Annotated in this window: 18 protein-coding genes, 1 pseudogene and 1 riboswitch; of the genes and pseudogenes, 8 read left to right on the forward strand and 11 right to left on the reverse strand. The window is 73.7% G+C overall.

The genetic code is table 11. The features are described 5' to 3' along the window. Positions 1-3: 3 nt before the first annotated feature. A pseudogene (locus AB0C33_RS35290) lies at positions 4-1038 on the forward strand (FAD-dependent oxidoreductase); the annotation flags it as partial. Positions 1039-1092: 54 nt separating this feature from the next. Here AB0C33_RS35290 and AB0C33_RS35295 read toward each other — a convergent pair. The 6 genes from AB0C33_RS35295 to AB0C33_RS35320 form a co-directional block, all read right to left on the reverse strand. Further along, positions 1093-1905, reverse strand: a complete 813-nt coding sequence (locus AB0C33_RS35295) for a class I SAM-dependent methyltransferase (RefSeq protein ID WP_358295645.1) — start codon at positions 1903-1905, stop codon at positions 1093-1095. Positions 1906-1914: 9 nt separating this feature from the next. Then, the gene (locus AB0C33_RS35300) at positions 1915-2370 is read right to left on the reverse strand and encodes a transcriptional regulator (RefSeq protein ID WP_358295366.1); all 456 of its coding nucleotides are present in this window, start codon (positions 2368-2370) and stop codon (positions 1915-1917) included. A gap of 33 nt (positions 2371-2403) precedes the next feature. Then, entirely contained in the window at positions 2404-3333 is a 930-nt protein-coding gene (locus tag AB0C33_RS35305; RefSeq protein ID WP_358295368.1) for an alpha/beta fold hydrolase, read from the reverse strand. A gap of 97 nt (positions 3334-3430) precedes the next feature. After that, positions 3431-3982 (reverse strand): EF-hand domain-containing protein, encoded by a 552-nt coding sequence (locus tag AB0C33_RS35310; RefSeq protein WP_358295371.1) that lies wholly within the window; start codon positions 3980-3982, stop codon positions 3431-3433. Positions 3983-4039: 57 nt separating this feature from the next. Beyond that, positions 4040-6352 (reverse strand): molybdopterin-dependent oxidoreductase, encoded by a 2313-nt coding sequence (locus tag AB0C33_RS35315; protein WP_358295374.1) that lies wholly within the window; start codon positions 6350-6352, stop codon positions 4040-4042. Between the two features lie 279 nt (positions 6353-6631). Continuing rightward, positions 6632-7057 (reverse strand): ATP-binding protein, encoded by a 426-nt coding sequence (locus tag AB0C33_RS35320; RefSeq protein WP_358295377.1) that lies wholly within the window; start codon positions 7055-7057, stop codon positions 6632-6634. Between the two features lie 174 nt (positions 7058-7231). Between AB0C33_RS35320 and AB0C33_RS35325 the strand changes: the two genes are divergently transcribed. From AB0C33_RS35325 to AB0C33_RS35335, 3 genes are all read left to right on the forward strand, one after another. After that, complete coding sequence (locus AB0C33_RS35325) at positions 7232-7783, forward strand: MFS transporter (RefSeq protein WP_358295380.1); 552 nt, start codon at positions 7232-7234, stop codon at positions 7781-7783. A gap of 156 nt (positions 7784-7939) precedes the next feature. Then, positions 7940-8506 carry a copper chaperone PCu(A)C gene (locus tag AB0C33_RS35330; protein ID WP_358295383.1) on the forward strand — a complete coding sequence of 189 codons (567 nt, stop codon included), beginning with the start codon at positions 7940-7942 and terminating at the stop codon, positions 8504-8506. After that, positions 8506-9711 carry a Dyp-type peroxidase gene (locus AB0C33_RS35335; protein ID WP_358295386.1) on the forward strand — a complete coding sequence of 402 codons (1206 nt, stop codon included), beginning with the start codon at positions 8506-8508 and terminating at the stop codon, positions 9709-9711. The genes AB0C33_RS35330 and AB0C33_RS35335 overlap by 1 nt, the downstream gene beginning before the upstream one ends. 44 nt (positions 9712-9755) lie before the next feature. Here AB0C33_RS35335 and cobF read toward each other — a convergent pair whose 3' ends face one another. Next, a complete protein-coding gene (gene cobF / locus AB0C33_RS35340) occupies positions 9756-10514 on the reverse strand; it encodes a precorrin-6A synthase (deacetylating) (protein ID WP_358295389.1) in 759 nt (252 codons plus the stop codon). 150 nt (positions 10515-10664) lie between these two features. On the opposite strand from cobF, the gene cbiE reads away from it, so the two are divergent. The 3 genes from cbiE to AB0C33_RS35355 are packed head-to-tail and all read left to right on the forward strand — an operon-like array spanning position 10665 to position 13400. Continuing rightward, positions 10665-11873, forward strand: a complete 1209-nt coding sequence (gene cbiE, locus AB0C33_RS35345) for a precorrin-6y C5,15-methyltransferase (decarboxylating) subunit CbiE (protein WP_358295392.1) — start codon at positions 10665-10667, stop codon at positions 11871-11873. Between the two features lie 31 nt (positions 11874-11904). Continuing rightward, a complete protein-coding gene (gene cobM, locus AB0C33_RS35350; protein ID WP_352359788.1) occupies positions 11905-12660 on the forward strand; it encodes a precorrin-4 C(11)-methyltransferase in 756 nt (251 codons plus the stop codon). Then, entirely contained in the window at positions 12645-13400 is a 756-nt protein-coding gene (locus tag AB0C33_RS35355) for a cobalt-precorrin-6A reductase (protein ID WP_358295397.1), read from the forward strand. The genes cobM and AB0C33_RS35355 overlap by 16 nt, the downstream gene beginning before the upstream one ends. Here AB0C33_RS35355 and AB0C33_RS35360 read toward each other — a convergent pair. Genes AB0C33_RS35360 through cobG form a run of 3 tightly spaced genes read right to left on the reverse strand, consistent with a single transcriptional unit; the run spans position 13391 to position 16703 of the window. Further along, positions 13391-14869 carry a precorrin-2 C(20)-methyltransferase gene (locus AB0C33_RS35360; RefSeq protein ID WP_358295399.1) on the reverse strand — a complete coding sequence of 493 codons (1479 nt, stop codon included), beginning with the start codon at positions 14867-14869 and terminating at the stop codon, positions 13391-13393. The genes AB0C33_RS35355 and AB0C33_RS35360 overlap by 10 nt on opposite strands. Positions 14870-14874: 5 nt before the next feature. After that, on the reverse strand, positions 14875-15495 hold the full coding sequence (locus AB0C33_RS35365; RefSeq protein WP_358295401.1) for a precorrin-8X methylmutase: 621 nt from the start codon (positions 15493-15495) through the stop codon (positions 14875-14877). Continuing rightward, positions 15492-16703 (reverse strand): precorrin-3B synthase, encoded by a 1212-nt coding sequence (gene cobG, locus AB0C33_RS35370; RefSeq protein WP_358295404.1) that lies wholly within the window; start codon positions 16701-16703, stop codon positions 15492-15494. Before cobG ends, AB0C33_RS35365 begins: the two co-directional genes overlap by 4 nt. Positions 16704-16713: 10 nt before the next feature. Continuing rightward, positions 16714-16924: riboswitch (cobalamin riboswitch) on the forward strand. 30 nt (positions 16925-16954) lie between these two features. Between cobG and cobN the strand changes: the two genes are divergently transcribed. Beyond that, the gene (cobN, locus tag AB0C33_RS35375) at positions 16955-20566 is read left to right on the forward strand and encodes a cobaltochelatase subunit CobN (protein WP_358295407.1); all 3612 of its coding nucleotides are present in this window, start codon (positions 16955-16957) and stop codon (positions 20564-20566) included. On the opposite strand, the gene AB0C33_RS35380 is transcribed toward cobN, so the two are convergent. Beyond that, positions 20521-21885 carry a cobyrinate a,c-diamide synthase gene (locus tag AB0C33_RS35380; protein WP_358295648.1) on the reverse strand — a complete coding sequence of 455 codons (1365 nt, stop codon included), beginning with the start codon at positions 21883-21885 and terminating at the stop codon, positions 20521-20523. The two genes, cobN and AB0C33_RS35380, sit on opposite strands and share 46 nt — an antisense overlap. Between the last annotated feature and the right edge of the window lie 7 nt (positions 21886-21892).

Here is a 21892-nt window from a genome sequence, read left to right on the forward strand (position 1 = left end):
GTCGTGGGCGCCTCGGCGGCGGGTCTGTCCGCCGCCGAGGCCCTGCGCCGCGACGGATTCACCGGCTCGCTGACCCTGGTCGGCGCGGAGCGGCGGGAGCCCTACGACCGGCCGCCGCTGTCCAAGCAGATCCTGCTCGGCAGGTGGGCGCCCGACCGCGTGACGCTGTGCCGCCACGAGCCTCGCGCCGCGCTGGGGGCCGACTGGCGGCTCGGCGTCGCCGCCACCGCCCTCGACACCGGCGCGCGCGAACTCGCGCTGTCCGACGGCGGCGTCCTGCCCTACGACGGGCTGGTGATCGCCACCGGCGTCGTCCCGCGCCGGCTGCCGTCGGGGCACGAACTCGGCGGCGTGCACGTGCTGCGCACCCTCGACGACGCCCTCGCCCTGCGCGAGGGGCTGCTCGCCGCCCGGTCGGTGGTCGTCGTCGGCGCGGGCTTCCTCGGTACGGAGGTCGTCGTCGCCGCCCGGCAGCTCGGCCTGGACGTCACCCTGGTCGATCCGCTCCCCGCGCCGTTGATCGACCGGCTCGGCGACCGGGTGGCGCGGCTGCTGGCCGGATTGCACGCCAGGCACGGCGTCCGCCTGCGTCCCGGCGCCCTGGTCACCGGCCTGACCGGCCTCGACGGCCGGGTGAACGGGGTCGATCTGGACGACGGCACGCACGTCCCCGCCGACCTGGTGCTCGTTGCCGTCGGCTCGGCCCCGGCGACCGGCTGGCTGACCGGCAGCGGCCTGGACGTGGAAGACGGCGTCAAGTGCGACCATCGGTGCCGGGCCGCGCCCGGCGTGGTCGCCGCCGGCGACGTCGCCTCCTGGCGGCACCCCAGCTTCGGCCGCCTGCGCGTCGAACACCGGCTGAACGCCACCGAACAGGGCACGGCCGCAGCCCGGACGCTCCTCGGCGGCCAGGCCCCCTTCGCACCCGTGCCCTACTTCTGGACCGACCAGTACGACGTGAAGATCCAGGTCCACGGCGTCACAGGCGGCGACGCCCGGTTCCAGATCGTCGCCGGGGACCCCGCCACCGGCCGGTTCGCCGGCCTGTACGGCGGCGGCCAGGTTCACGTTCCCCGTGCCGTCGGCCCGGGCTCAGAACCGGTAGCGGAGAACGCGTGCCCCTTGCCGGGACAAGGTCGTGCTGCGGGCGGTGAGACGGGTCAGCGCCCGCAGGGGTTGCGGGAACCGGGCCACTTCCGGCGCGCGGGAGAGGACCTGCTCCTCGATCAGTTCGAGGCCGGCGTCCCAGGACTCGGGTTCGTGCGCGTCGTCGAAGCCCTGGGCGGCCTTGATGCCGAGTGCCTTGATGGTCGGGTGGTACTTCATGGCCCAGGCGGCGAAGCGGGTGTAGCCGTTGAGTGCGAGCTCACCCGCAGGGAAATGGCCGGTCAGCGCGCGGGTCATCGCCTGGAAGGAGTCGCCGGGCATGAAGGGGAGCAGCCCTTCGGCGACGATCACCGCCGGCCGGTCATCGGGGACGGCCGAGAGCCAGCCGGAGCCGGTGAGGTCGGCTCCGACCAGGTGGGAACGGCCGGGCAGGCGTTCGGCTCGCAGGTTCACCACTTCGGGGAAGTCGACGTCGTACCAGTCGACGCCCGGCGGCGGAGCACAACGGGACATCCTGGTGTCCAGGCCACAGCCCAGGTCGAGCACCACGCATCCGGGGTGAGCGGCGACGTAGGCGCGGACCACGTCGTCGAGCTTCCTGGCGCGCAGTGCCGTGGTGAGGACGAGGCTGGGCTTGACCTTCAGCCTGCCGAAGTCGTAGTCGATGGTGGCGGCCAGGTCGGCGGAGAGCGTGTCGCCGAGGATCGGATGGGGGAGCCCGGCGTCCAGAGCTCTTGCCTGGAGGGTGAGCAGCAGCGTTTCCTGGATCAGCCCGAGCTCGGGTTTCCAGCGGTGCATGGAGATTCCTTAACGGCGTAGCGGATGGTGGGCCGCGAGGTTCTGCAGCCATGTCAGGGAGTCGTGGGCGGCCTTGATGCGCTCGGTGCGCCGCCCCTCGCCGCCCGCGATGTCGAGCCCTTCGTCGGCGATCTCGCCGAACGCGCTCAGGCTGTCGAGCTTGCGCTGGATGACCTTCTGCCAGGCGTCGTCCTCGATGCGGTAGTAGGAGGTGCGATCCCCGGGCCTTCGCACCTTCTCGACCAGGTCGATGGCCGTGAGAAAGCGCATGTTCGAGGTGAGCGAGGCCCGGCTGGCCTGGATGGCCTCGGCGATCTGGCCGGCGGACTGCTCGGCCGGGTCACAGATCATGAGCCAGCCGAGGATGCGTCCGGTGATGGGCGGCAGCCCCCACTCCTCGACGCAGAATGCGGCCACCCGCTCCACCCATCGAAGCAGCCGGTCCTGCTGTTCCTCAGCGCTCATCGTCGCGTCCTCCCTTGGTGATCGTGTGCCGGTTCACTGTGTCATGGCGGCCACCGACTCGTAGGTGGGTGCTGGGGTGAGGCCGGCGAGCGCGGTCCTGCGCAGGTAGAGGTCGAACCAGTCGATGGCGAGCGCCATCGCCTCCTGCAGGCCGGGCCCGGTGTAGAGACCGAGCACGTCGTACGGCAGCACCGCGAGCCGCTTGGGCTCGCCCGCCTTGGCGAAGGCGCTCTGCGCCTCTTCGAGCATGTGGTACGGGTCCCAGCCGCCGTTGGCGATCATCAGCAGCGGCGTAGGCGCGAGCCGGTGGATGAGGTTCTCCGGGGCGAAGGTGAGCAGGTGCTCGGCTGAGTCGAGGGTCTTCTCGTTGCGGTAGGCGGGAAACAGGCGGGTCGAGATGTCCGGAGCGTCCTTCACGCTGTCGCCCTCCAGCGTCAGGTGCGGCACGCGAGCGCTCGGCTCGCCTTCGTAGCGCCGCTGCCAGTCCTGCTCCAGCCGGTCGCGCAGCGCGTGAACGCCGGCGCGGCCCAGGAGGCGTTCGGTGTACCGCCATCCGTCCCACACGCTGGGGCTCTGCACCACTACGCACTTGATGCGCCGATCGAGCACGGCGGCCTGGGCCGCCACCGAGCCGCCGATGCTCACCCCCCACACCCCGATCCGCTCCGGCTGCACTTCGGGACGGGTCCGCAGGTAGGACACGGCGCTGCGGAAGTCCTCCACCTGCCGCTCCGGGTGGTCCAGGCCGCGCGGCTCGCCCTCGCTGGAACCGACCGTGCGGTAGTCGATGGCCAGCACCGCGAAGCCGGCCTTGACGAAGTGCGGCGCGAAGAACGCCAGCGCCTCCTTGACCATCACCCCGCTGTGCCCGAGCACCAGCCCGGGGACCGGATCGCTCGTCTCCGGCAGGTAGAGATCGCCCGCGCAGCGGGTGCCGAGGCTGTTGAAGGTCACGTGTTCCATGGCGCGCTCCCTAGTAGTTGCTAGTCATTTCAATCATGACTGAAATGACTAGCAACTTCAACAGAGTCGACGCCCTGGCGCCATCAGGGCAAGGGCGTCAGCCGGCGACCCTGCCGAACAGGTGGTTGGCGGGAGCGTCCGGGTCGTCGCCGTAGAAGAATTCCGTGACCGCCTGGTGGAACTCGGCGCGGTCCAGCACGCCGGAGCCGTCTCGGTCCAGGGCGGCGAAGACCGCGGCGCAGTCCTCGCCGGGGACGCCGCCGACCGAGTCGAACATCTGCTGGAACTCCGCCTGGTCGATCCAGCCGTCTCCGTTGAGGTCGGCGAGGTCGAAGAAGCAGTTGGTCACCGGCTCGATCTGTGCCGGGTACAGGGCGCGGTCGGTCAGGGCCTGCCTGAACCCTTCGGTCATCTCCCGCAGATCGACCTTCCCGTCACCGTCGTGATCCATCGGGGCGATCACGTGCGTCCAGAATGCGTCCATCCTCTCGGTGAGCAGGCGGGCGGTCTCGGAGCCAGGCGCGGCGCCGCGGACGGCGATGTAACGCTCGCTCATCATCCGGACGTCCCGCTGGGTGATGAACCCGTCGCCGTCGACATCGGCGCCCCGGAACCACTGGCCGTACTTGAGGTCTTGCAGTCGAGTCATGATTACGCAAAGTATTCGATCGATTACGGCAAAGCAAGCGGCCGGAGTGCTTTGGCGTCAACCTTCGAGGCGTGGCGGGGTGAAGGCGAGCACGTCGGGATGAGGGCCGTCGTAGGGCTCGACGTCGACCAGCGCACTGAGAGCGCTCGGCCCTTGGGACAGCTGCGAGCACGGCCGATCCGCCGTGAGGACGTTGGGATTGCCGTGGCGGTCCAGTGTTCCGCTCACGCCTGGCTCGACCGGATCCCACCACGCGCCGGTGGACAGCTGGACGACGCCTGGCATGACGTCGTCCGACAGGACCGCGCCCGCCAGGCAGCTGCCCCGGTCGTTGTGGATGCGTACGATCATGCCGTTCTCGATGCCGCGCGACGCGGCATCCAACGGATTCATCGTCACGGGCTCGCGGCCACGGATCTTCGAATCGAGGCTGTGGCCACCGTTGTCGTACTGGCTGTGCAGGCGTGAGGCGGGCTGATTCGAGATCAGATGCAGCGGGAACCGGCTCGACAGGTCGGCGCCGAGCCACTCCGCTGGTTCGAACCACATCGGATGCCCGGCACAGTCGTCGTAGCCGAACGAGTCGATCTCCTCGGAGAAGATCTCGATCCGGCCCGACGGCGTCGGCAGGGGGAAACGCCGCGGATCTGCGCGGAGCGCCTCGAAGCTGCCGGGAAACGGTCCGGTCAACGCGGGCAGCTCGGCGGTGGAGCTGTGCCAGAAGTCGTCGAAGCCCGGCAACGCGGCATCGTCGCCGAGTCCGGCCCGCGTCTGCTCGTACAGGTGCCGGACCCAGTCGAGCTCGGAGCGCGACTGCGTGAACTCCTGCTCGTATCCGAGCCGGGAGGCCAAGGCGGCGAAGATGTGATGGTCGGTGCGTGACTCTCCCGCCGGCTCGCGGACCTTGGGCATCGCGACGAGGTGGGGATCGGAGAATCCGGCGGCGAAGTCGTCGCGCTCCAAGCTGGTGGCGACGGGCAGGACGATGTCCGCGAACTTGGCCGTGGTGTTCCACCAGGCTTCGTGCACCACCACCGTGTCGGGGGTCTGCCAGGCTCGGGCCAGCCGGTGGAGATCCTGATGGTGGTGGAACGGGTTCCCGCCGCACCAGTAGATCAGGCGAAGCTCCGGCAACGTGAGGCGCCGCCCGTCGTAGCCGATGGTCCTGCCCGGATGCAGCAGGGCGTCGGCGATCCTCGCGACCGGGATGAAGTCCGGGACGGGGTTGGCGACCCCGGGCACCGCCGCCACGGAGGGGCGGCCTCTGGCCACGCCTGTCGCGTCCATCGTGGCGTAACCTGCTCCCCAGCCGCAGCCGGGCCGGCCCATCGAGCCCGCCATGGCGGCCAGCACGACGGACATCCAGATCGGCTGTTCGCCGTGGTCCGCCCGCTGCACCGCGTAGTTGACCATGATGAGAGAACGCCGCTCGGTCAGGCGGCGAGCGAGGTCGACGATCGCCTCGCGACCGATGCCCGTGATCCTCGCCGCCCAGGCGGCGTCCTTGGGGACGCCGTCGAGCTCGCCGGTCACGTACGAGGCGAAGCGGTCGAACCCGACGCAGCACCGGCGCAGGAAGTCCTCATCGTGCCACCCGTTGACCAGCATCGTGTGGGCGATGCCCAGCATCGCCGCGGTGTCGGTGTTGGGGACGACGGGCAGCCACTCGGCGTCGAGGAAGCCGGCGACGTCGCTGCGGATGGGGCTGACGTTCACGAACCGCACCCCGGCCGCACGGCACTGTCGCTGCAGGACCTGCGTCTGGTGCCTGGCCAGCCCGCCGGGGTTGATCTGGCTGTTCTTGAGTGCCAGCCCGCCGAACGCCACCACGAGCTCACAGTTGCCGGCTATCTCGTCCCACATCGGCATCCGCGACTGGTAGCTCCAGGGATGCCCGCCGATCACATGGGGAAGGATGACCTCCAACGCGGCGGTGCTGTAGGTGTTGCGGGAGTCGGTGAAGCCCCCGCCCAGCGCCAGGAACCGGTGGAGTTGACTCTGCGCGTTGTGGAACACGCCCGCGCTCGCCCAGCCGTACGACCCGCCGAACACCGCGCTGTCCCCGTGCTGCGAACGCACTCGACGGAGTTCGTCGCTCACCAGCGTGATCGCGTCGTCCCAGCTCACTTCCACGAAGGCGTCCGCGCCTCTGGCGGCGTCGTGGACGCGCGGCCGGCCGTTGAGCCAGCCCTTGCGGACCGCGGGGCGCAGCACGCGAGCGCCGTCGTCGGCGGCTGTCACCATGCCGGGGCCGATGGGTGACGGGACGGGGTCGTCGTCCCTCGGCTCAATTCGTACTAATCGCCCGGAATCGACCACTGCGATGAGACTGCCCCAGTGCGTCGCGACCGACATGCGTCGTTCCACCATGCATCCACCCCATCCCTGAAGTTCCCCCCGCTTTCCACCAGCGGTTGCTGGCGTGGCAGGGGCCTCCACTCCAGTCGACGGCCCGCAGGACGGAGACTTTCCCCCATGCCCGGCTGCTCAACCCCGTCAGGGGGCGCCGGCTGCCTCATGACCGGGACGCCTCGTCCAGCACCCGGGCCGGCAGCACCGGCTCGGTGATCATCGCCCGGTGCCCGGCGCCCTACGAGATCGGGCTGGTGTCCCCGGCGGCGACGTGGCCGTGCATGGCGGCGCCTGATGTCAGGGTTGCGATATCTGCGCGAACCGTACGGTGACCGACAAGCCGCCTTCAGGGCGTGCGTCGGTGGTGAGGGTGGCGCGGTGAGCTCGCGTGACGGCGTCGACGATGGCGAGGCCGAGGCCGTGGCCGTCGCCGCGGCCGTGACGGTCGGGCGCCAGTCTCTGGAAGGGCCGGCGCAGGCGCTGGAGATCGTCGGCGGGGACGACCGGCCCGCTGTTGGTGACCGTGAGGGCCACCTGCGTGCCGGACGTCTGGGTGGTGACCTCTACGTGCCCGTCCGGGCGGTTGTGGCGGATGGCGTTGTCGACGAGGTTGGCGACGAGGCTCTCGATCAGTCTCGGGTCCCCGGCCGTCACCGCGGGCGTCAGGTGTTCGGAGAGGCCGATGCCGCGTTCCGCGGCCTGTCGGCGGCGCGAGGCGAGCACTGTCCCGACGACGTGGGCGAGGTCGAGGCACCTGGGCGGCCGACCGGCGATCGCTCCGACGGGCGAAGGCGGTGTCGGGGTGCGTGAGCAGGCGGCGTGCCGGAGGTGAGGCACGATGGCGGATGCCAGGGCGAGGGGGTGCGATGGGATGATGGGCCCGTTATGACCGCCTCCTTGCCGTTCCGTCTCGCCCGTGCCGCGGTGTTCGCCGTGGTCTGCGTGGCGCTGGGCGTGCTGGCGCACCTGTTCGGCGGGGGATCGGTCACGGGGCCGGTGGTGGCCGGTGGGCTGCTGCTGGCGTTCGGGGGCGGGGTCGTGGCCTCGGCGCGTGAGCGCACGCTGGCGCTGATCCTGCCGTTGCTGGCCGGCATGCAGGTGGTGCTGCATGTGCTGTTCTCCCTCAGCCATGCCGCGGACGCCTACGCCGCGCTCGTCCACGGCCATTCGGGACTGGTGCCCGGCGTCGGCATGCTCGTCACGCACGCCGGCGCCACCGGGCTGATCGCCCTGTGGCTGGCCCGCGGCGAGGCCGCTCTGTGGGGGCTGCTGCACCGCCTGGCCGCGCGGCTGTGCCGGGTCCTCCTGGCGCTCTTCCCGCGTCCGCCGCACGAGCCGGTCGTCGTGGTGACGGCGCCCGAGCCGGGCCGGCTGCGCTCGGCGGTGCTGGCACACGCCGCGCCCACGCGCGGTCCGCCGTTCACGCAGGTGATCGCTTTCTCCGGCTGACCCTCATGGTGAGGCTGGAGTACGTCGTCATGCCCGGCTCCGTCCGGGTTCGCGCGGCTGCCGACGTCGCGGCCGCGTCAAGCGCCCCTGCCTGATCCGCCTCCGGCGCGGTGGGAAACGCCACCGCGCGCCGAGGCCTGCCTGGAAAGGCCCACCATGCACACTCTCCGTTCGCGTTCTCCGCTTCTTCCCGCCGCGGCGCTGGCCGTGGCCGTGCTCGTGTCCGGCTGCGGCGGCCAGAGCACGACCGCGTCGACCGCGTCGACCGCGTCGACCGCGTCGGCGTCACCGGCGGCCGCCACCGCCGCCGCCACCCCTTCGCCCGCCCTGACCATCACCGACCCCTGGATCAAGACCGGCGGCAAGGGGATGACCGCCGCCTTCGGCACCCTGGTCAACAACACCGACGCGGAACTGACGGTCGTCTCCGGCGCCTCGCCGCTGTCTCCGACGGTCGAGCTGCACGAAGTGGTGGACTCCGGGGGCAAGATGGTGATGCGCCCGAAGAAGGGCGGGTTCGTGGTGCCTGCTCGCGGTTCTCACCAGCTGGCGCCCGGCGGCGATCACATCATGCTGATGGGGGTCACCGGGAAGGTGGAGCCCGGAGCCGAGGTGCCCTTCACCCTGACTCTCGCCGACGGTTCCACCCTCCAGTTCACCGCGATCGGCAAGGACTTCGCCGGCGGCAAGGAGAACTACCAGCCGGGCGAGGGCAAGCACTGATGGACGCCCACACCGGCAGCAGGTCCCGCCTGACCCGGCGGAGCCTGCTGGCCTCGACCGCGGCCGCCGCGGCCGGCGCGCTCGCGACACAGGCCGCTTCGGCGGGCCCGGCCCAGGCCGCTTCGCCGGGCTCGGCGGTGGAGCCCTTCCACGGCCCGCACCAGGCGGGGATCGCCACCGTCCCGCAGGCCCACGCCGTCTTCGTCGGCCTGGACCTGCGCGAGGGCGTCGGCCGTGAGGCGGTGGCCCGGATGATGCGGCTGCTGACCGACGACGCCCGCCGCCTGAGCGCGGGCGGCCCCGCCCTGGCCGACACCGAACCGGAACTGGCGGTGCTGCCCGCCCGGCTGACCGTCACCTTCGGGTTCGGGCCCGATCTGTTCGACGCGGTGGGCCTGGCGGAGGCGCGCCCGTCCTCGCTGAAGGCACTGCCCCGCTTCTCCATCGACAAGCTGCGGAACCAGTGGAACGGCGGCGACGTGCTGGTGCAGATCTGCGCCGACGACCCGCTGACCGTGGCCCACGCCCTCCGCATGATCATCAAGGACGCCCGCGCGTTCACCCGCGTCCGATGGGTCCAGCGCGGGTTCCGGCGGGCCGCCGGGGTGCAGGCGTCCGGGCTGACCCAGCACAACATCATGGGGCAGCTCGACGGGACCGCCAACGCCGTCCCCGGGAGCCCTGTCTTCGACCGGGTGGTGTGGGCCGGCGCGGACGCGCCCGCCTGGCTGCGCGGCGGCACCACGCTGGTGCTGCGGCGGATCCGGGTCGAACTGGAGACCTGGGACGCCGCCGACCGGGTCGCCAAGGAGTTCACGATCGGACGCCGCCTGGACACCGGCGCCCCGCTGACCGGGACCGCCGAGCACGACCCGCCCGACTTCGCCGAGCTCACGCCCGTGGGGTTCCCGGTCATCTCCGAGTACGCCCACATCAGGCGCGCGCACAGCGCCGACCCGGCCAAGGGGATCTTCCGTCGCCCCTACAACTACGACGAAGGGCTCACCGCGGCCGGACACTCCGACAGCGGCCTGCCCTTCGCCTCCTACCAGGCCGACGTCGGCGCGCAGTTCCTGCCGATGCAGCGCCGGCTGGCCGAGGCCGACCTGCTCAACGAGTGGACCACGCCGATCGGATCGGCGGTGTTCGCCATCCCGCCGGGCTGCCCGCCCGGCGGCTGGATCGGGCAGGGGCTGCTGGCATGACGCGAGGGGGCCCGCCGACCTGGCGGCGCGACCTCGGCGTCAGGTCAGCGGTCCCCCGGTGACGGGCGGCGCAGCAGGTACGTGTCCATGATCCAGCCCTTGCGGTCGCGGGCCTCGGCACGCAGCCGCCGGATGCGGTCACCGACCTCCGGCACCGGCCCCGACACCAGGATCTCGTCCGGCGTCCCGAGGTAGGCGCCCCAGTAGATGTGGAAGTCGTCGAGACCGGTGAAGGAGCAGTGGGCGTCGAGCATGACCACCACGTCGTCGGCGGTGGGGCCCTGCTCCGCCAGGCGGCGGCCGGTGGTCAGGTGCGTGGGCCGGCCGACCTGGGTCAGGCCGATGCGGTGACGGGCGGTGAGGGCGGCCACGCTGCTGATGCCGGGGACGACCTCGACGTCGAACGTGACGTTCCCGCGTCGCCGGATCTCGTCGAGGATGGCGAGCGTGCTGTCGTAGACGGCCGGGTCGCCCCACACCAGGAACGCGCCGGTCTCGCCGGCGCCCAGCTCGTCGTGGATGAGCGCCTCGCAGGCCAGCGAGCGGCGCGAGCGCCAGTCCTCGACGGCGGCGGTGTAGGCGGGGGCGGTGCGGTCCCGTTCCGGGTCGCGGGCCTCGGCGATCCGGTACGGCTCGCGACCGTGCTCGGCGATCAGGTCGAGGCGGAGCTGGATCAACTCGTGCTTGATCTCGCCCTTGTCGACGATGAAGAACACGTCCGTGGCGGCGATGGCCTTGACCGCCTGCAGGGTGAGATGGTCCGGATCGCCGGCGCCGATCCCGATGACGAGAAGCCGTTTCACCCGCCAAAGTCTGCCAGATAGGCAGATATACGATATCCCTCGCACTTTGCCATCGAGGAGGATCGTGAACCTGGCCGAGCAGGGCGACGCCTTCGCCGCTTCCCGTCAGGAGCGGCTTGCCGAGGAGATCCAGCTGACACGGCGCGACGCGTGATCACGGTCGTCGGGATCGGCGCGGACGGCTGGGACGGGCTGACCCCGGGCTCGCGCCGCGCGGTGGAGGCCGCCGACGTGCTCATGGGCAGCGTGCGGCAGCTCGACCTCGTGCCCGCGACGGCCGCCGAACGCGTGGCGTGGCCGTCGCCGCTGCTGCCCGCCCTGCCCGCCCTCATGGACCGGTACGCCGGCCGCGAGGTCTGCGTGCTGGCCAGCGGCGATCCGATGTTCTACGGCATCGGCTCGACGCTGGTCCGGCTGCTGGGCGCGGAGCGCGTAACGGTGCTGCCGCACGTGTCGTCGTTGACGCTGGCCTGCGCCCGGCTGGGCTGGCCGGCCGAGCAGGTGGACGTCGTCAGCCTGGTGGGCCGTCCGCCCGCGGCGCTGGCCACCGCGCTCCAGCCGGGCCGCCGGGTCGTCGTGCTCGGCGCGGGGCCCGGCTCGCCGCCGGTGGTCGCCGGGTTGCTCGTCCGGCACGGGTACGGACCCAGCCCGATGACGGTGCTGTCGGAGCTGGGCGGCCCGGGGGAGTCCGAACGGCGGGGCACGGCCGAGAGCTGGGCGGAGGGCCAGGCGTCCGCGCTGCACGTGATCGCCGTCGAGTGCGTCCTCGCCCGGGACGCCGAGCCCCTGGCCAGGGTGCCGGGACTGCCCGACGGCGCGTACGAGCACGACGGGCAGCTCACCAAGCGGGAGGTCCGCGCCGTCAGCCTGTCCCGCCTGGCCCCGAGGCCCGGCGAGCTGCTGTGGGACGTGGGCGCGGGGGCGGGCAGCATCGCCGTCGAGTGGATGCGCAGCCACCCGTCGTGCGCCGCCGTGGCGATCGAGAGCCGGGCCGACCGGGCCGCCGCCGTCCGGCGCAACGCCGAGCGGCTCGGCGTGCCGTCGATGCGCGTGGTCGAGGGCAAGGCCCCCGGGGCGCTGGACGGGCTGCCCGAGCCGGACGCGGTGTTCGTCGGCGGCGGCGCGACCGCCCCCGGCCTGCTGGAACGCTGCTGGACCGCGCTGCGCCCCGGCGGCCGGCTGGTGGTGAACGCCGTGACCCTGGAGTCCGAGGCCGTCCTCGCCCACTGGTACGGCAGGCTCGGGGGCGACCTGGTGCGCCTGAGCGTTCAGCGGGCCTCGCCGGTCGGCGGGTTCACCGGCTGGCGGGCGGCGATGCCGGTGACCGTCTGGTCGATCACGAGGAAGGAACAGCCGTGACCGTGTGGTCGATGACGGAGGAGGACCGGCCGTGACCGTGTACTTCGTCGGAGCCGGTCCCGGCGCCGCCGACCTGATCACCTTGCGCGGCCTGCGCCGGCTGGAGGCGTCGCCGGTCTGCCTGTACGCCGGGTCGCTGGTGCCGCGCGAACTGCTCGACGCCTGCCCGCCCGGGGCCAGGCTGGTGAACACGGCGGACCTGACGCTCGACGAGATCGTCGCCGAGCTGGCCGCCGCGCACCGCGACGGTCTCGACGTGACGCGGCTGCACTCGGGCGACCCGTCGGTGTTCAGCGCCGTGGCCGAGCAGATGCGCAGGCTGGACGCCCTCGGCGTGCCGTACGAGGTGGTGCCCGGGGTTCCGGCGTTCGCGGCGGCCGCGGCCGCGCTGGGCCGGGAGCTGACCGTGCCCGGCGTCGGCCAGACGGTCATCCTGACGCGCACCTCCGCCCGCGCCACCCCCATGCCGGACGGCGAGGACCTCGGCACGCTCGGCGCGAGCCGGGCCACGATGGTGCTGCACCTGGCCGTGCAGCGGATCGACGCGGTGGTCGCCGAGCTGCTGCCCTCCTACGGCCCGGACTGCCCGGTGGCCGTGGTCGCGCGGGCGAGCCGGGCCGACGAGGTGATCCTGCGCGGGACGCTGGCCGACATCGCCGGGCAGGTCCACGACGCCGGGATCCGGCGGACGGCCGTGATCGTCGTGGGCCGGGTGTTGTCGGCGACGCAGTTCCCCGACAGCCACCTCTACAGCGACGCCAGGGAGCGGGCGTGCGACGGGTCCTGATCCTCGGCGGCACCGCGGAGGCGCGGGCCCTGGCCGCCGAGCTGGCCGCCGATCCCGGGCTGCACGTGGTGTCCTCGCTGGCGGGGCGGGTGAACAACCCGCGGCTTCCCGTGGGCGAGGTGCGAGAAGGCGGGTTCGGCGGGCCGTCGGGCCTGGCCGCGTGGCTGCTGGAGGAGCGCATCGACGTGCTGGTCGACGCCACGCATCCGTTCGCGGAGCGGATGACCGCCTCGGGGGTCGCGGCCTCGTCGGCGACCGGGGTGCCGCTGCTGGTGCTGCGGCGTCCGGGATGGCGGGAGGGGCCGGGCGACGCGTGGCTGCGGGTCGGCTCCCTCCAGGAGGCGGCCGGGCTGCTGACCACGGCCCGGTGGGGCGCGACAGGCCGTGACACCCGGGTCTTCCTCACGACCGGACGCCGGAGCCTGCCGGTGTTCGCGCCGCTGCCCGGCGTGTGGCTGCTGGCCAGGTCGGTGGACCCGCCGGAGGGGCCGGTGCCGGCGAACGTGCACATCCTGCTCGACCGCGGGCCGTACACCGTCGAGGGCGAGCGCGCCCTGATCCGGGAGCACCGCCTGGACGTGCTGGTGACCAAGGACAGCGGCGGCGGCATGACCACGGCCAAGCTCGGCGCGGCGCGTGAGCTCGGCCTGCCGGTGATCATGGTGGACCGGCCGCCGCTGCCCGCGGGCGTCCGGGCCACGGACAGCGTGGCGGCGGCGGCAGCCTGGGTTCAGGGGTAGCGGCGCGGGGTGTAGACGACGCCGCCTTCGGTGGCCCGGGTCGTGGACGAGCCGATGATCAGCAGGCAGCGCATGTCCACCTGGCCGGGGTCCAGCTCGCCGAGCGTGGTGACCGTGACGCTCTCCTGCGGGCCGCCGACGTCGCGGCCGATCACCACGGGGGTGTCCGGCGCGCGATGCTCCAGCAGCAGGTCCCGGGCGGCGGCGACCTGCCACGTACGGCTGCGCGAGGCCGGGTTGTAGATCGCCAGCACCAGGTCCGCCCGCGCGGCGGCGGACAGCCGGTCGGCCACCACCTCCCACGGCTTGAGCAGGTCGGACAGCGACAGCACGCAGTAGTCGTGCCCGAGCGGCGCGCCCGCCCTGGCGGCGACCGCCTGGGCGGCGGTCAGTCCCGGCACGACCCGCACCGGCACGTCCGGGAAGTCGGCGGCGGCTTCGAGCACGGCGCTGGCCATGGCGAACACGCCCGGGTCGCCGGACGACACGACCGCCACGCGGGCCCCGTCCCGGGCCAGCTCAAGGGCGTGCCTGGCGCGTTCGGCCTCCACCCGGTTGTCGGTGCGGTGGCGGCGCTGGCGCGGGTTCGGCGCCACCCGGTCCACGTACGGGCCGTAGCCGACGAGGTCGGTGGCCGCGGCCAGCGCCTCCTGCGCCTCCGGCGTCAGCCACGGCCGCCCGGCCGGGCCCAGGCCGACCACGGCCACCTCGCCCCGCCCCTCGTCCGCCGGGCGCTCGGGGACGAAGGTGCGCTCGGCCGGGCTGGCGAGCAGGGCCAGCGAGAAGTACGGGACTCCGTCCGGGTCCACGTCCTTGAGCGGGGCGACCCGCTCGGCGCCCATGGTGGCGCGCTCGACGTACCAGGCGTCGTCGAGGCGGCCCGCCTCGGCCAGCGCGTCGCGCACCTTCCCGAACGTGCGGCCCAGCTTGAGCACGGCGGCCGAGTCGGTGTCGCGCAGCCGCTCGGCCAGCACCTGCGCGGGCAGCGTGCCGGGCAGCACGGTCAGCACCTCGTCCCGCTCGACCAGCGGCCGTCCCAGCACGGCGGCGGCGGCGCTGACCGAGGTCACGCCGGGCACCACCTCGGTCGGGTAGCGGTGGGCGAGCCGCTTGTGCATGTGCATGTAGGAGCCGTAGAACAGCGGGTCGCCCTCGGCCAGCACGACCACGGTGCGGCCCGCGTCCAGGTGGGCGGCCAGGCGTTCGGCGCAGTCGGCGTAGAAGTCGTCGAGCGCTCCCTGGTAGCCGCCGGGGTGGTCGGTGGTCTCCGTGGTCAGCGGGTAGAGCAGCAGCTCCTCGATCTGGCCTTCGCGCATGTACGGCAGCGCGATCGAACGGGCGATGCTGCGGCCGTGCCGGGCGGCGTGGTAGGCGATCACGTCGGCCTCGCCGATCAGCCGGGCCGTCCTGACCGTGACCAGCTCGGGGTCGCCGGGGCCCAGGCCGACTCCGTACAGGCGTCCTGACATGGTCGTCACTCCGTCTCGTTCGCGATGGCGTTGATCGCGGCGGCCGTCATCGCACTGCCGCCGCGACGGCCGTGCACCACCAGGTACTCCAGGTCGCCGCCGGCCAGCGCCTGCTTGGACTCGGCCGCGCCGATGAAGCCGACCGGGATGCCGAGCACGGCCGCGGGGCGTCCGGCGCCCTCGGCCACCAGCTCCAGCAGCCGGAACAGGGCGGTCGGCGCGTTCCCGATCGCCACCACCGCGCCCTCCAGGCGGTCGCGCCACAGCTCCAGGGCCGCGGCGCTGCGGGTGGTGCCGAGGCGTTCGGCCAGCTCGGGCACGCGCGGATCGCCCAGCGTGCACAGCACCTCGTTGCCCGCGGGCAGCCGGCGCCGCGTCACGCCGGAGGCGACCATCATGGCGTCGCACAACACCGGCGCGCCGCCGCGCAGCGCCTCCCTGGCCCGCGCGACCACCTGCGGCGACCAGGCCAGGTCGGTGACGAGGTCGGTCATGCCGCACGCGTGGATCATGCGCACCGCCACCTGGGCGACCTCGGGCGGCAGGCCCGTGAGGTCGGTCTCGGCGCGGATGGTCGCGAACGAGCGCCGGTAGATCTCGGCGCCGTCGCGGATGTAGTCGCTCACTCCTGGCGTTCCTCGTATCCGTTGATGGTTGCGATCAGCTGGCGGACCGGGCCGCGTGGCAGGCCGCAGCGCCGCTCGCAACCGGCCCAGTGGACGGGCGTGGCGGGTGCGCTGCCGAGGCCCCGCACCCATTGCCGGGCATCGGCCCGCACGTCGGCGAGCGCCTTCGCGCAGCCGGGACGGCCGGTGCAGGCGGTCACCCCGGCCCAGGGGGAGTCCGGGTCGGTGGCGAGCCCGGCGGCGGCGAGCGCCCGCTCGGTCCGATCCGCCTCGCCGGGGGAGAGGTCCGGCAGGACGACGGTCCGCCAGGGTGTCAGGCGCACCGGCCGTCCGAGGTCCGCGAGGGCTCCGGCCTGGTCGGACGTCAGGCGGCCGAGCGGCACGAGCGCCTCGATCGCCACCCGGCCGTCCCGCTGGGCGATCCTGCCCGCGGACGGGCGGCGTGCGGCTTCCGCGGCATCCGGGGCGTCCGGGGCGTCCGGGGCGTCCGGGGCGTTCGCGGCGTTCGCGGCGTCAGGGGCGTCGATCAGGCTTGGTTCGCCGGCGCGCAGGCGGGTGGCGATTCTGGCGGGGCCGTCCGGGAGGTCGCGGATGCGCCAGGCGCGCGGGCCGTCGGGGGACAGCTCGTCCAGGAACGCCTCGGCGGCGTCGATCATGAGCGGGACGGCCGCGTCCGGGGCGACGGTCAGCCCGGTGTCGGCGCCGGCGAGCAGCAGCCGTCCGGTCGCCACGTAGGTGACGTCCGCGCCGAGCCCGGCGACGTCCCGCGTGCCGTCGTCCAGGGCGAACAGGAACCGTCCCGGCAGCGCGGCCAGCCGGGGCCGCGCGCACAGCGCCCGGTCCAGGGCGTCCGCCATCGCCGGCACGTCCAGCAGCCCGTCGGGACCGCGCCCGCCCAGCGGCGAGGCCAGGATGTTGCGCACCCGCTCGTGCGCGGGCGACGGCAGCAGCCCGGCCGCCGCGATCCGCCCGGCGAAGACCTCCGGCGCGCGCAGCCCCCGCACCTGGACGTTCGCCCGCGACGTCAGCTCGATCACGCCCGTTCCCAGCTCGGCCGCGCACCCGGCGAGCACGCGGAGCTGCGCGGCCGACACCGCGCCGCCGGGCAGGCGCACGCGGGCGAGCGGGCCGTCGGCGGCCTCGTGCACCTGGAGCGCCCCCGGACAGGCATCGGGACGCGTACGTCCGGAAGATTCACCTACGGGCACGAAGGGATCGTAACGCCACTTCTGGGACGGGTCGCTCCTGTCGTAAGCTTCGGCGTAGACGATGGCAATGGGAGGAAGCCGGTGTGAATCCGGCGCGGTCCCGCCACTGTGACCGGGGAGCGAACCCCACCACGAGGCCACTGTCCGGCGACGGGCGGGAAGGCCGGGGTGAGCGTCGATCCGGGAGCCAGGAGACTCCTGCCGTCGTGTCACCCGCGACCGGGGCGAGGACCCCGAGGGAGGAATGCGCCGTGCCTGGCGACAGCCGTACCGTTCTGCTGCTCTCCACCTCCGACACCGACCTGCTGAGCGCTCGCGCCTGCGGGGCGGGCTACCGCCTGGGCAATCCCGCCCGGCTGACCGCCGAGGACGTCCCCGGCCTGACGGAGGGGACCGGCCTCGTCGTGGTGCGCCTGCTGGGCGGGCGGCGGGCCTGGCCGGAAGGGCTCGACGCGCTGCTGGCCGGGCCGCGCCCGGTGGTGGTGCTGGGCGGGGAGCAGGCTCCCGACGCCGAGCTGATGGAGCTGTCCACTGTCAGCGGCGGGGTGTGCGCCGAGGCGCACGCCTACCTGGCCCACGGCGGCCCGGCGAACCTGGCCGAGCTGCACGCGTTCCTGTCCGACACCGTCCTGCTGACCGGGCACGGGTTCGAGCCGCCCGTCCCCGCCCCCACCTGGGGACGGCTGGACCGCCCTGCCAGGACCACCGGCGGTCCCGTGGTGGGGGTGCTCTACTACCGGGCCCACCACATGGCCGGCAACACCGCGTTCGTCGAGGCGTTGTGCGACGCCGTCGAGGACGCGGGCGGGCAGGCGCTGCCGGTCTTCTGCTCGTCCCTGCGCGCGGCCGAGCCGGAGCTGCTGGACACGCTGCGCGCGGCGGACGCCCTGGTCGTCACGGTGCTGGCGGCGGGCGGCTCCCGTCCGGCCACCGCGGGGGCGGGCGGCGACGACGAGGCCTGGGACGTCGGCGCGCTGGCGGAGCTGGACGTGCCGATCCTGCAAGGACTCTGCCTGACCACCACCCGGCAGGCATGGGAGGAGAACGACGACGGGCTGTCGCCGCTGGACGCCGCCTCCCAGGTCGCGATCCCGGAGTTCGACGGGCGGATCATCACGGTGCCGTTCTCGTTCAAGGAGATCGACCCCGACGGGCTGACCGTCTACGTCGCCGACCCCGAGCGGGCCGCCCGGGTGGCGGGCATCGCGGTGCGCCACGGCCTGCTGCGGCACACCCCTCCCGCAGAGCGGCGGCTGGTGGTGATGTTGTCGGCGTACCCGACCAAGCACTCCCGCGTCGGCAACGCGGTCGGGCTGGACACCCCCGCGAGCACCGTCCGGCTGCTGGCCCGGCTCGCCGAGGCGGGTTACGACCTGGGCGACGGCTTCCCCGGCGTGGCCGACCAGGACGGCGACGCGCTCGTGCACGCGCTGATCGCCGCCGGCGGCCAGGACCAGGACTGGCTGACCGAGGAGCACCTGGCGGGCAACCCGGTGCGCATCTCCGCCGCCTCCTACGAGCAGTGGTACCGGACGCTGCCCGCGGCCCTGCGCGAGGAGATGGAACGCCACTGGGGCCCGCCGCCCGGAGAGCTCTTCGTGCACGAGGGCGACAGCGGGACCGACATCGTGCTGGCCGCGCTGCGGGCCGGGAACCTGGTGGTGATGGTGCAGCCGCCGCGCGGCTTCGGGGAGAACCCGATCGCCATCTACCACGACCCCGACCTGCCGCCCAGCCACCACTACCTGGCCGCCTACCGCTGGCTGTCGGCCGAGTTCGGCGCGCACGCGATGGTGCACGTCGGCAAGCACGGCAACCTGGAGTGGCTGCCCGGCAAGTCGGCGGGGATGTCGGCCGCGTGCGGCACCGACGCCGCCATCGGCGACCTGCCGCTGGTCTACCCCTTCCTCGTCAACGACCCGGGGGAGGGCACGCAGGCCAAGCGGCGCGCGCACGCCGTGCTGGTGGACCACCTGGTGCCGCCGATGGCGCGCGCCGACACCTACGGCGACATCGCCCGGCTGGAGCAGCTCCTGGACGAGCACGCCACGATCGCCGCCATGGACCCCGCCAAGCTGCCCGCGATCCGGGCGCAGATCTGGACGCTGATCCAGGCCGCCAGGCTCGACCACGACCTCGGGCTGGCCGACCGGCCGCACGACAGCGAGTTCGACGACCTCATCCTGCACGTGGACGGCTGGCTGTGCGAGGTGAAGGACGCCCAGATCCGCGACGGGCTGCACGTCCTCGGCCAGGCGCCCACCGGCCAGGTGCGGGTGGACCTGGTGCTGGCCATGTTGCGCGCCCGGCAGATGTGGGCCGGCAGGGAGACGCTGCCCGGCCTGCGCGAGGCGCTCGGCCTGGCCGAGGACGGCACGGCGGCGCTGGGCGACGTGGACCGCGCCGAGGCGACCGCCCGCGCCCTGGTCGAGGCCATGGAGCAGCAAGCCTGGGCCCCGGACGCCGCCCCCGCCGTCGCCCGCGCGGTATTGGGTGGCGTGGCCGAGGGGCGGGTGGAGCTGGTGGCGCGGGTGCTGGCGTTCGCCGCCACCGAGATGGTGCCGCGCCTGGCCCGCACCACCGACGAGCTCGACCACGTCCTGCACGCCCTGGACGGCGGCTACGTGCCCGCCGGCCCCAGCGGCTCCCCCCTGCGCGGCCTGGTCAACGTGCTGCCGACCGGCCGCAACTTCTACTCCGTGGACCCACGGGCGGTGCCCAGCCGCCTGGCCTGGGAGACCGGCCAGGCGATGGCGGAGTCGCTGCTGGAGCGCTACCGCGCCGACACCGGCGAATGGCCGCGCTCGGTCGGGCTGTCGGTGTGGGGGACCAGCGCCATGCGCACGGCGGGCGACGACGTCGCCGAGGTGCTGGCCCTGCTCGGCGTCCGCCCCGAATGGGACGAGGCGTCGCGTCGCGTCATCCGCCTGGAGCCGATCCCGCTCGCCGAGCTGGGCCGCCCGCGCATCGACGTGACGGTCCGCATCAGCGGCTTCTTCCGCGACGCCTTCCCGCACGTGGTCGGCATGCTCGACGACGCCGTACGGCTGGTCGCGTCGCTGGCGGAGCCGGCCGCGGACAACTACGTCCGCGCCCACGTGGCCGCGACGGGCGGCGACGAGCGGCTGGCCACGATGCGCGTCTTCGGCTCCGCGCCCGGCGCGTACGGGGCCGGGCTGCTGCCGCTCATCGACAGCCGCAACTGGCGCGACGACGCCGACCTGGCCGAGGTGTACGCCGTGTGGGGCGGCTACGCCTACGGCCGCGACCTCGACGGGGTCGCCGCCCGCCCCCAGATGGAGGACGCCTACCGCCGCATCGCCGTCGCCGCCAAGAACGTCGACACCCGCGAGCACGACATCGCCGACTCCGACGACTACTTCCAGTACCACGGCGGCATGATCGCCACCGTGCGCGCGCTCACCGGCAAGGCCCCGGCCGCCTACGTCGGCGACAGCACCCGCCCCGACGCCGTGCGCACCCGCACCCTGTCGGAGGAGACCTCACGGATCTTCCGCGCCAGGGTGGTCAACCCGCGCTGGCTGGCCGCCATGCGCCGCCACGGCTACAAGGGCGCCTTCGAGCTGGCCGCCACCGTCGACTACCTGTTCGGCTACGACGCCACCACCGGCGTGATGGCCGACTGGATGTACGACAAGCTCACGGAGACGTACGTGCTCGACCCCGAGAACCAGGCGTTCATGGCCCGCTCGAACCCCTGGGCGCTGCACGGCATCGCCGAACGCCTCTTGGAGGCCGCCGAGCGCGGCATGTGGCAGCACCCGGACCCGGAGGTCCTGCGCGGCCTGCAGGAGGTCTACCTCAAGACCGAGGGTGACCTGGAGGACGACACCAGCCGCTGAGCCAGGCGCGGCGCGCCCGCCCAGTGCAGATGCAGGTAGGACGCGGTCACGCCGGGGTCGCCGTACCCGTCGTGGCCGCCGTCCCAGCGGAACAGCGGCTCGCCCGCGTACGTGACGGCCGTCCGGTGGAACTCGTGCCCGCGCAGCCGCTCGCCCGTCCTGGTGAGCGGCGAGCGGCGCAGCGCGACGGCGTCCCGGTAGCCGAGCGTCAGCCGGGACGTCATCCGCGCCCGCCCGGGGACGCGCCCGCACATGCGCTGACCGTCCAGCTCGTCGCACAGGTACAGCAGCCCCGCGCACTCGGCGGCGATCGGGCCGGGGAAGGCGGCCACCTGCTGCCGCAGGGGCTCGTTGGCGGCCAGCTCGGCGGCGTACACCTCCGGGAAGCCGCCGCCGATCACGATCGCGCCGGTCCCGTCCGGCAGCCGCGTGTCGCGCAGCGGATCGAAGACGGCCACCTCCGCCCCCGCCGCCCGCAGCAGCTCGACCTGCTCGGCGTAGCCGAACGTGAACGCCGCCCCACCGGCCACGGCCACCACCGGCCGGCCGCCCGTCGCGGTGGGCGTCGCAGTGGGCGTCGGGGTGGGCGTCGGGGTGGGCGTCGCGGCGGGAAACGGCGGCGTCCAGGTGGGGCCGCCCAGCGGGGGAGCGGAGCGCGCCAGCCGCAGCAACGCGTCCAGGTCGCACGAACGCGCCACCAGGGCGGCCAGCCGGTCCACGGCGGCGACCGCCTCGGTCCGGCGCTCGGCGGCCGGCACCAGCCCCAGGTGCCGGGAGGGCGTGGTCACGGCGTCGTCGCGGCGGATCGCCCCCAGCACCGGCACGCCCGCCGCCGCCAGCGCCGACCGGCACAGCTCCTCGTGCCGGTCGGAGCCCACCCGGTTGAGCACCACTCCGCCCACCCGCACGTCCGGGTCGAAGGTGGCGAACCCGTGCACCACCGCCGCCACCGACCTGCTCTGCCGGGCCGCGTCCACGACCAGCACCACCGGCGCGTCCAGCAGCGTCGCGACGTGCGCGGTCGAGGCGAAGCCGGTGTCCCCCCTGCCGTCGAACAGGCCCATCACGCCCTCGACCACCGCCACGTCGCACCCGGCGGCGCCGTGCAGGAACAGCGGGGCGACGAGCTCCTCCCCGACGAGCCACGGATCCAGATTGCGGCCGGGACGGCCGGCGGCCAGCGCGTGATAGCCCGGGTCGATGTAGTCGGGCCCCACCTTGTGCGGCGAGACCCGCAGCCCGCGCGCCCGCAACGCCGCCATGAGCCCGGTGGCCACCGTCGTCTTGCCGCTGCCCGACGACGGCGCGGCGATCACCAGACGGGGA

Origin of the sequence: Nonomuraea sp. NPDC048881 (assembly GCF_040649795.1) — a bacterium.
Taxonomy (GTDB): Bacteria; Actinomycetota; Actinomycetes; order Streptosporangiales; family Streptosporangiaceae; genus Nonomuraea.

Coding starts and splice junctions, on each gene's coding strand:
- AB0C33_RS35315 (WP_358295374.1), bottom strand. CDS start 6,352: ATGGTGGAACGACGCATGTCGGTCGCGACGCACTGGGGCAGTCTCATC.
- AB0C33_RS35335 (WP_358295386.1), top strand. CDS start 8,506: ATGGACGCCCACACCGGCAGCAGGTCCCGCCTGACCCGGCGGAGCCTG.
- AB0C33_RS35305 (WP_358295368.1), bottom strand. CDS start 3,333: ATGGAACACGTGACCTTCAACAGCCTCGGCACCCGCTGCGCGGGCGAT.
- AB0C33_RS35295 (WP_358295645.1), bottom strand. CDS start 1,905: ATGCACCGCTGGAAACCCGAGCTCGGGCTGATCCAGGAAACGCTGCTG.
- AB0C33_RS35310 (WP_358295371.1), bottom strand. CDS start 3,982: ATGACTCGACTGCAAGACCTCAAGTACGGCCAGTGGTTCCGGGGCGCC.
- AB0C33_RS35300 (WP_358295366.1), bottom strand. CDS start 2,370: ATGAGCGCTGAGGAACAGCAGGACCGGCTGCTTCGATGGGTGGAGCGG.
- AB0C33_RS35360 (WP_358295399.1), bottom strand. CDS start 14,869: ATGTCAGGACGCCTGTACGGAGTCGGCCTGGGCCCCGGCGACCCCGAG.
- AB0C33_RS35330 (WP_358295383.1), top strand. CDS start 7,940: ATGCACACTCTCCGTTCGCGTTCTCCGCTTCTTCCCGCCGCGGCGCTG.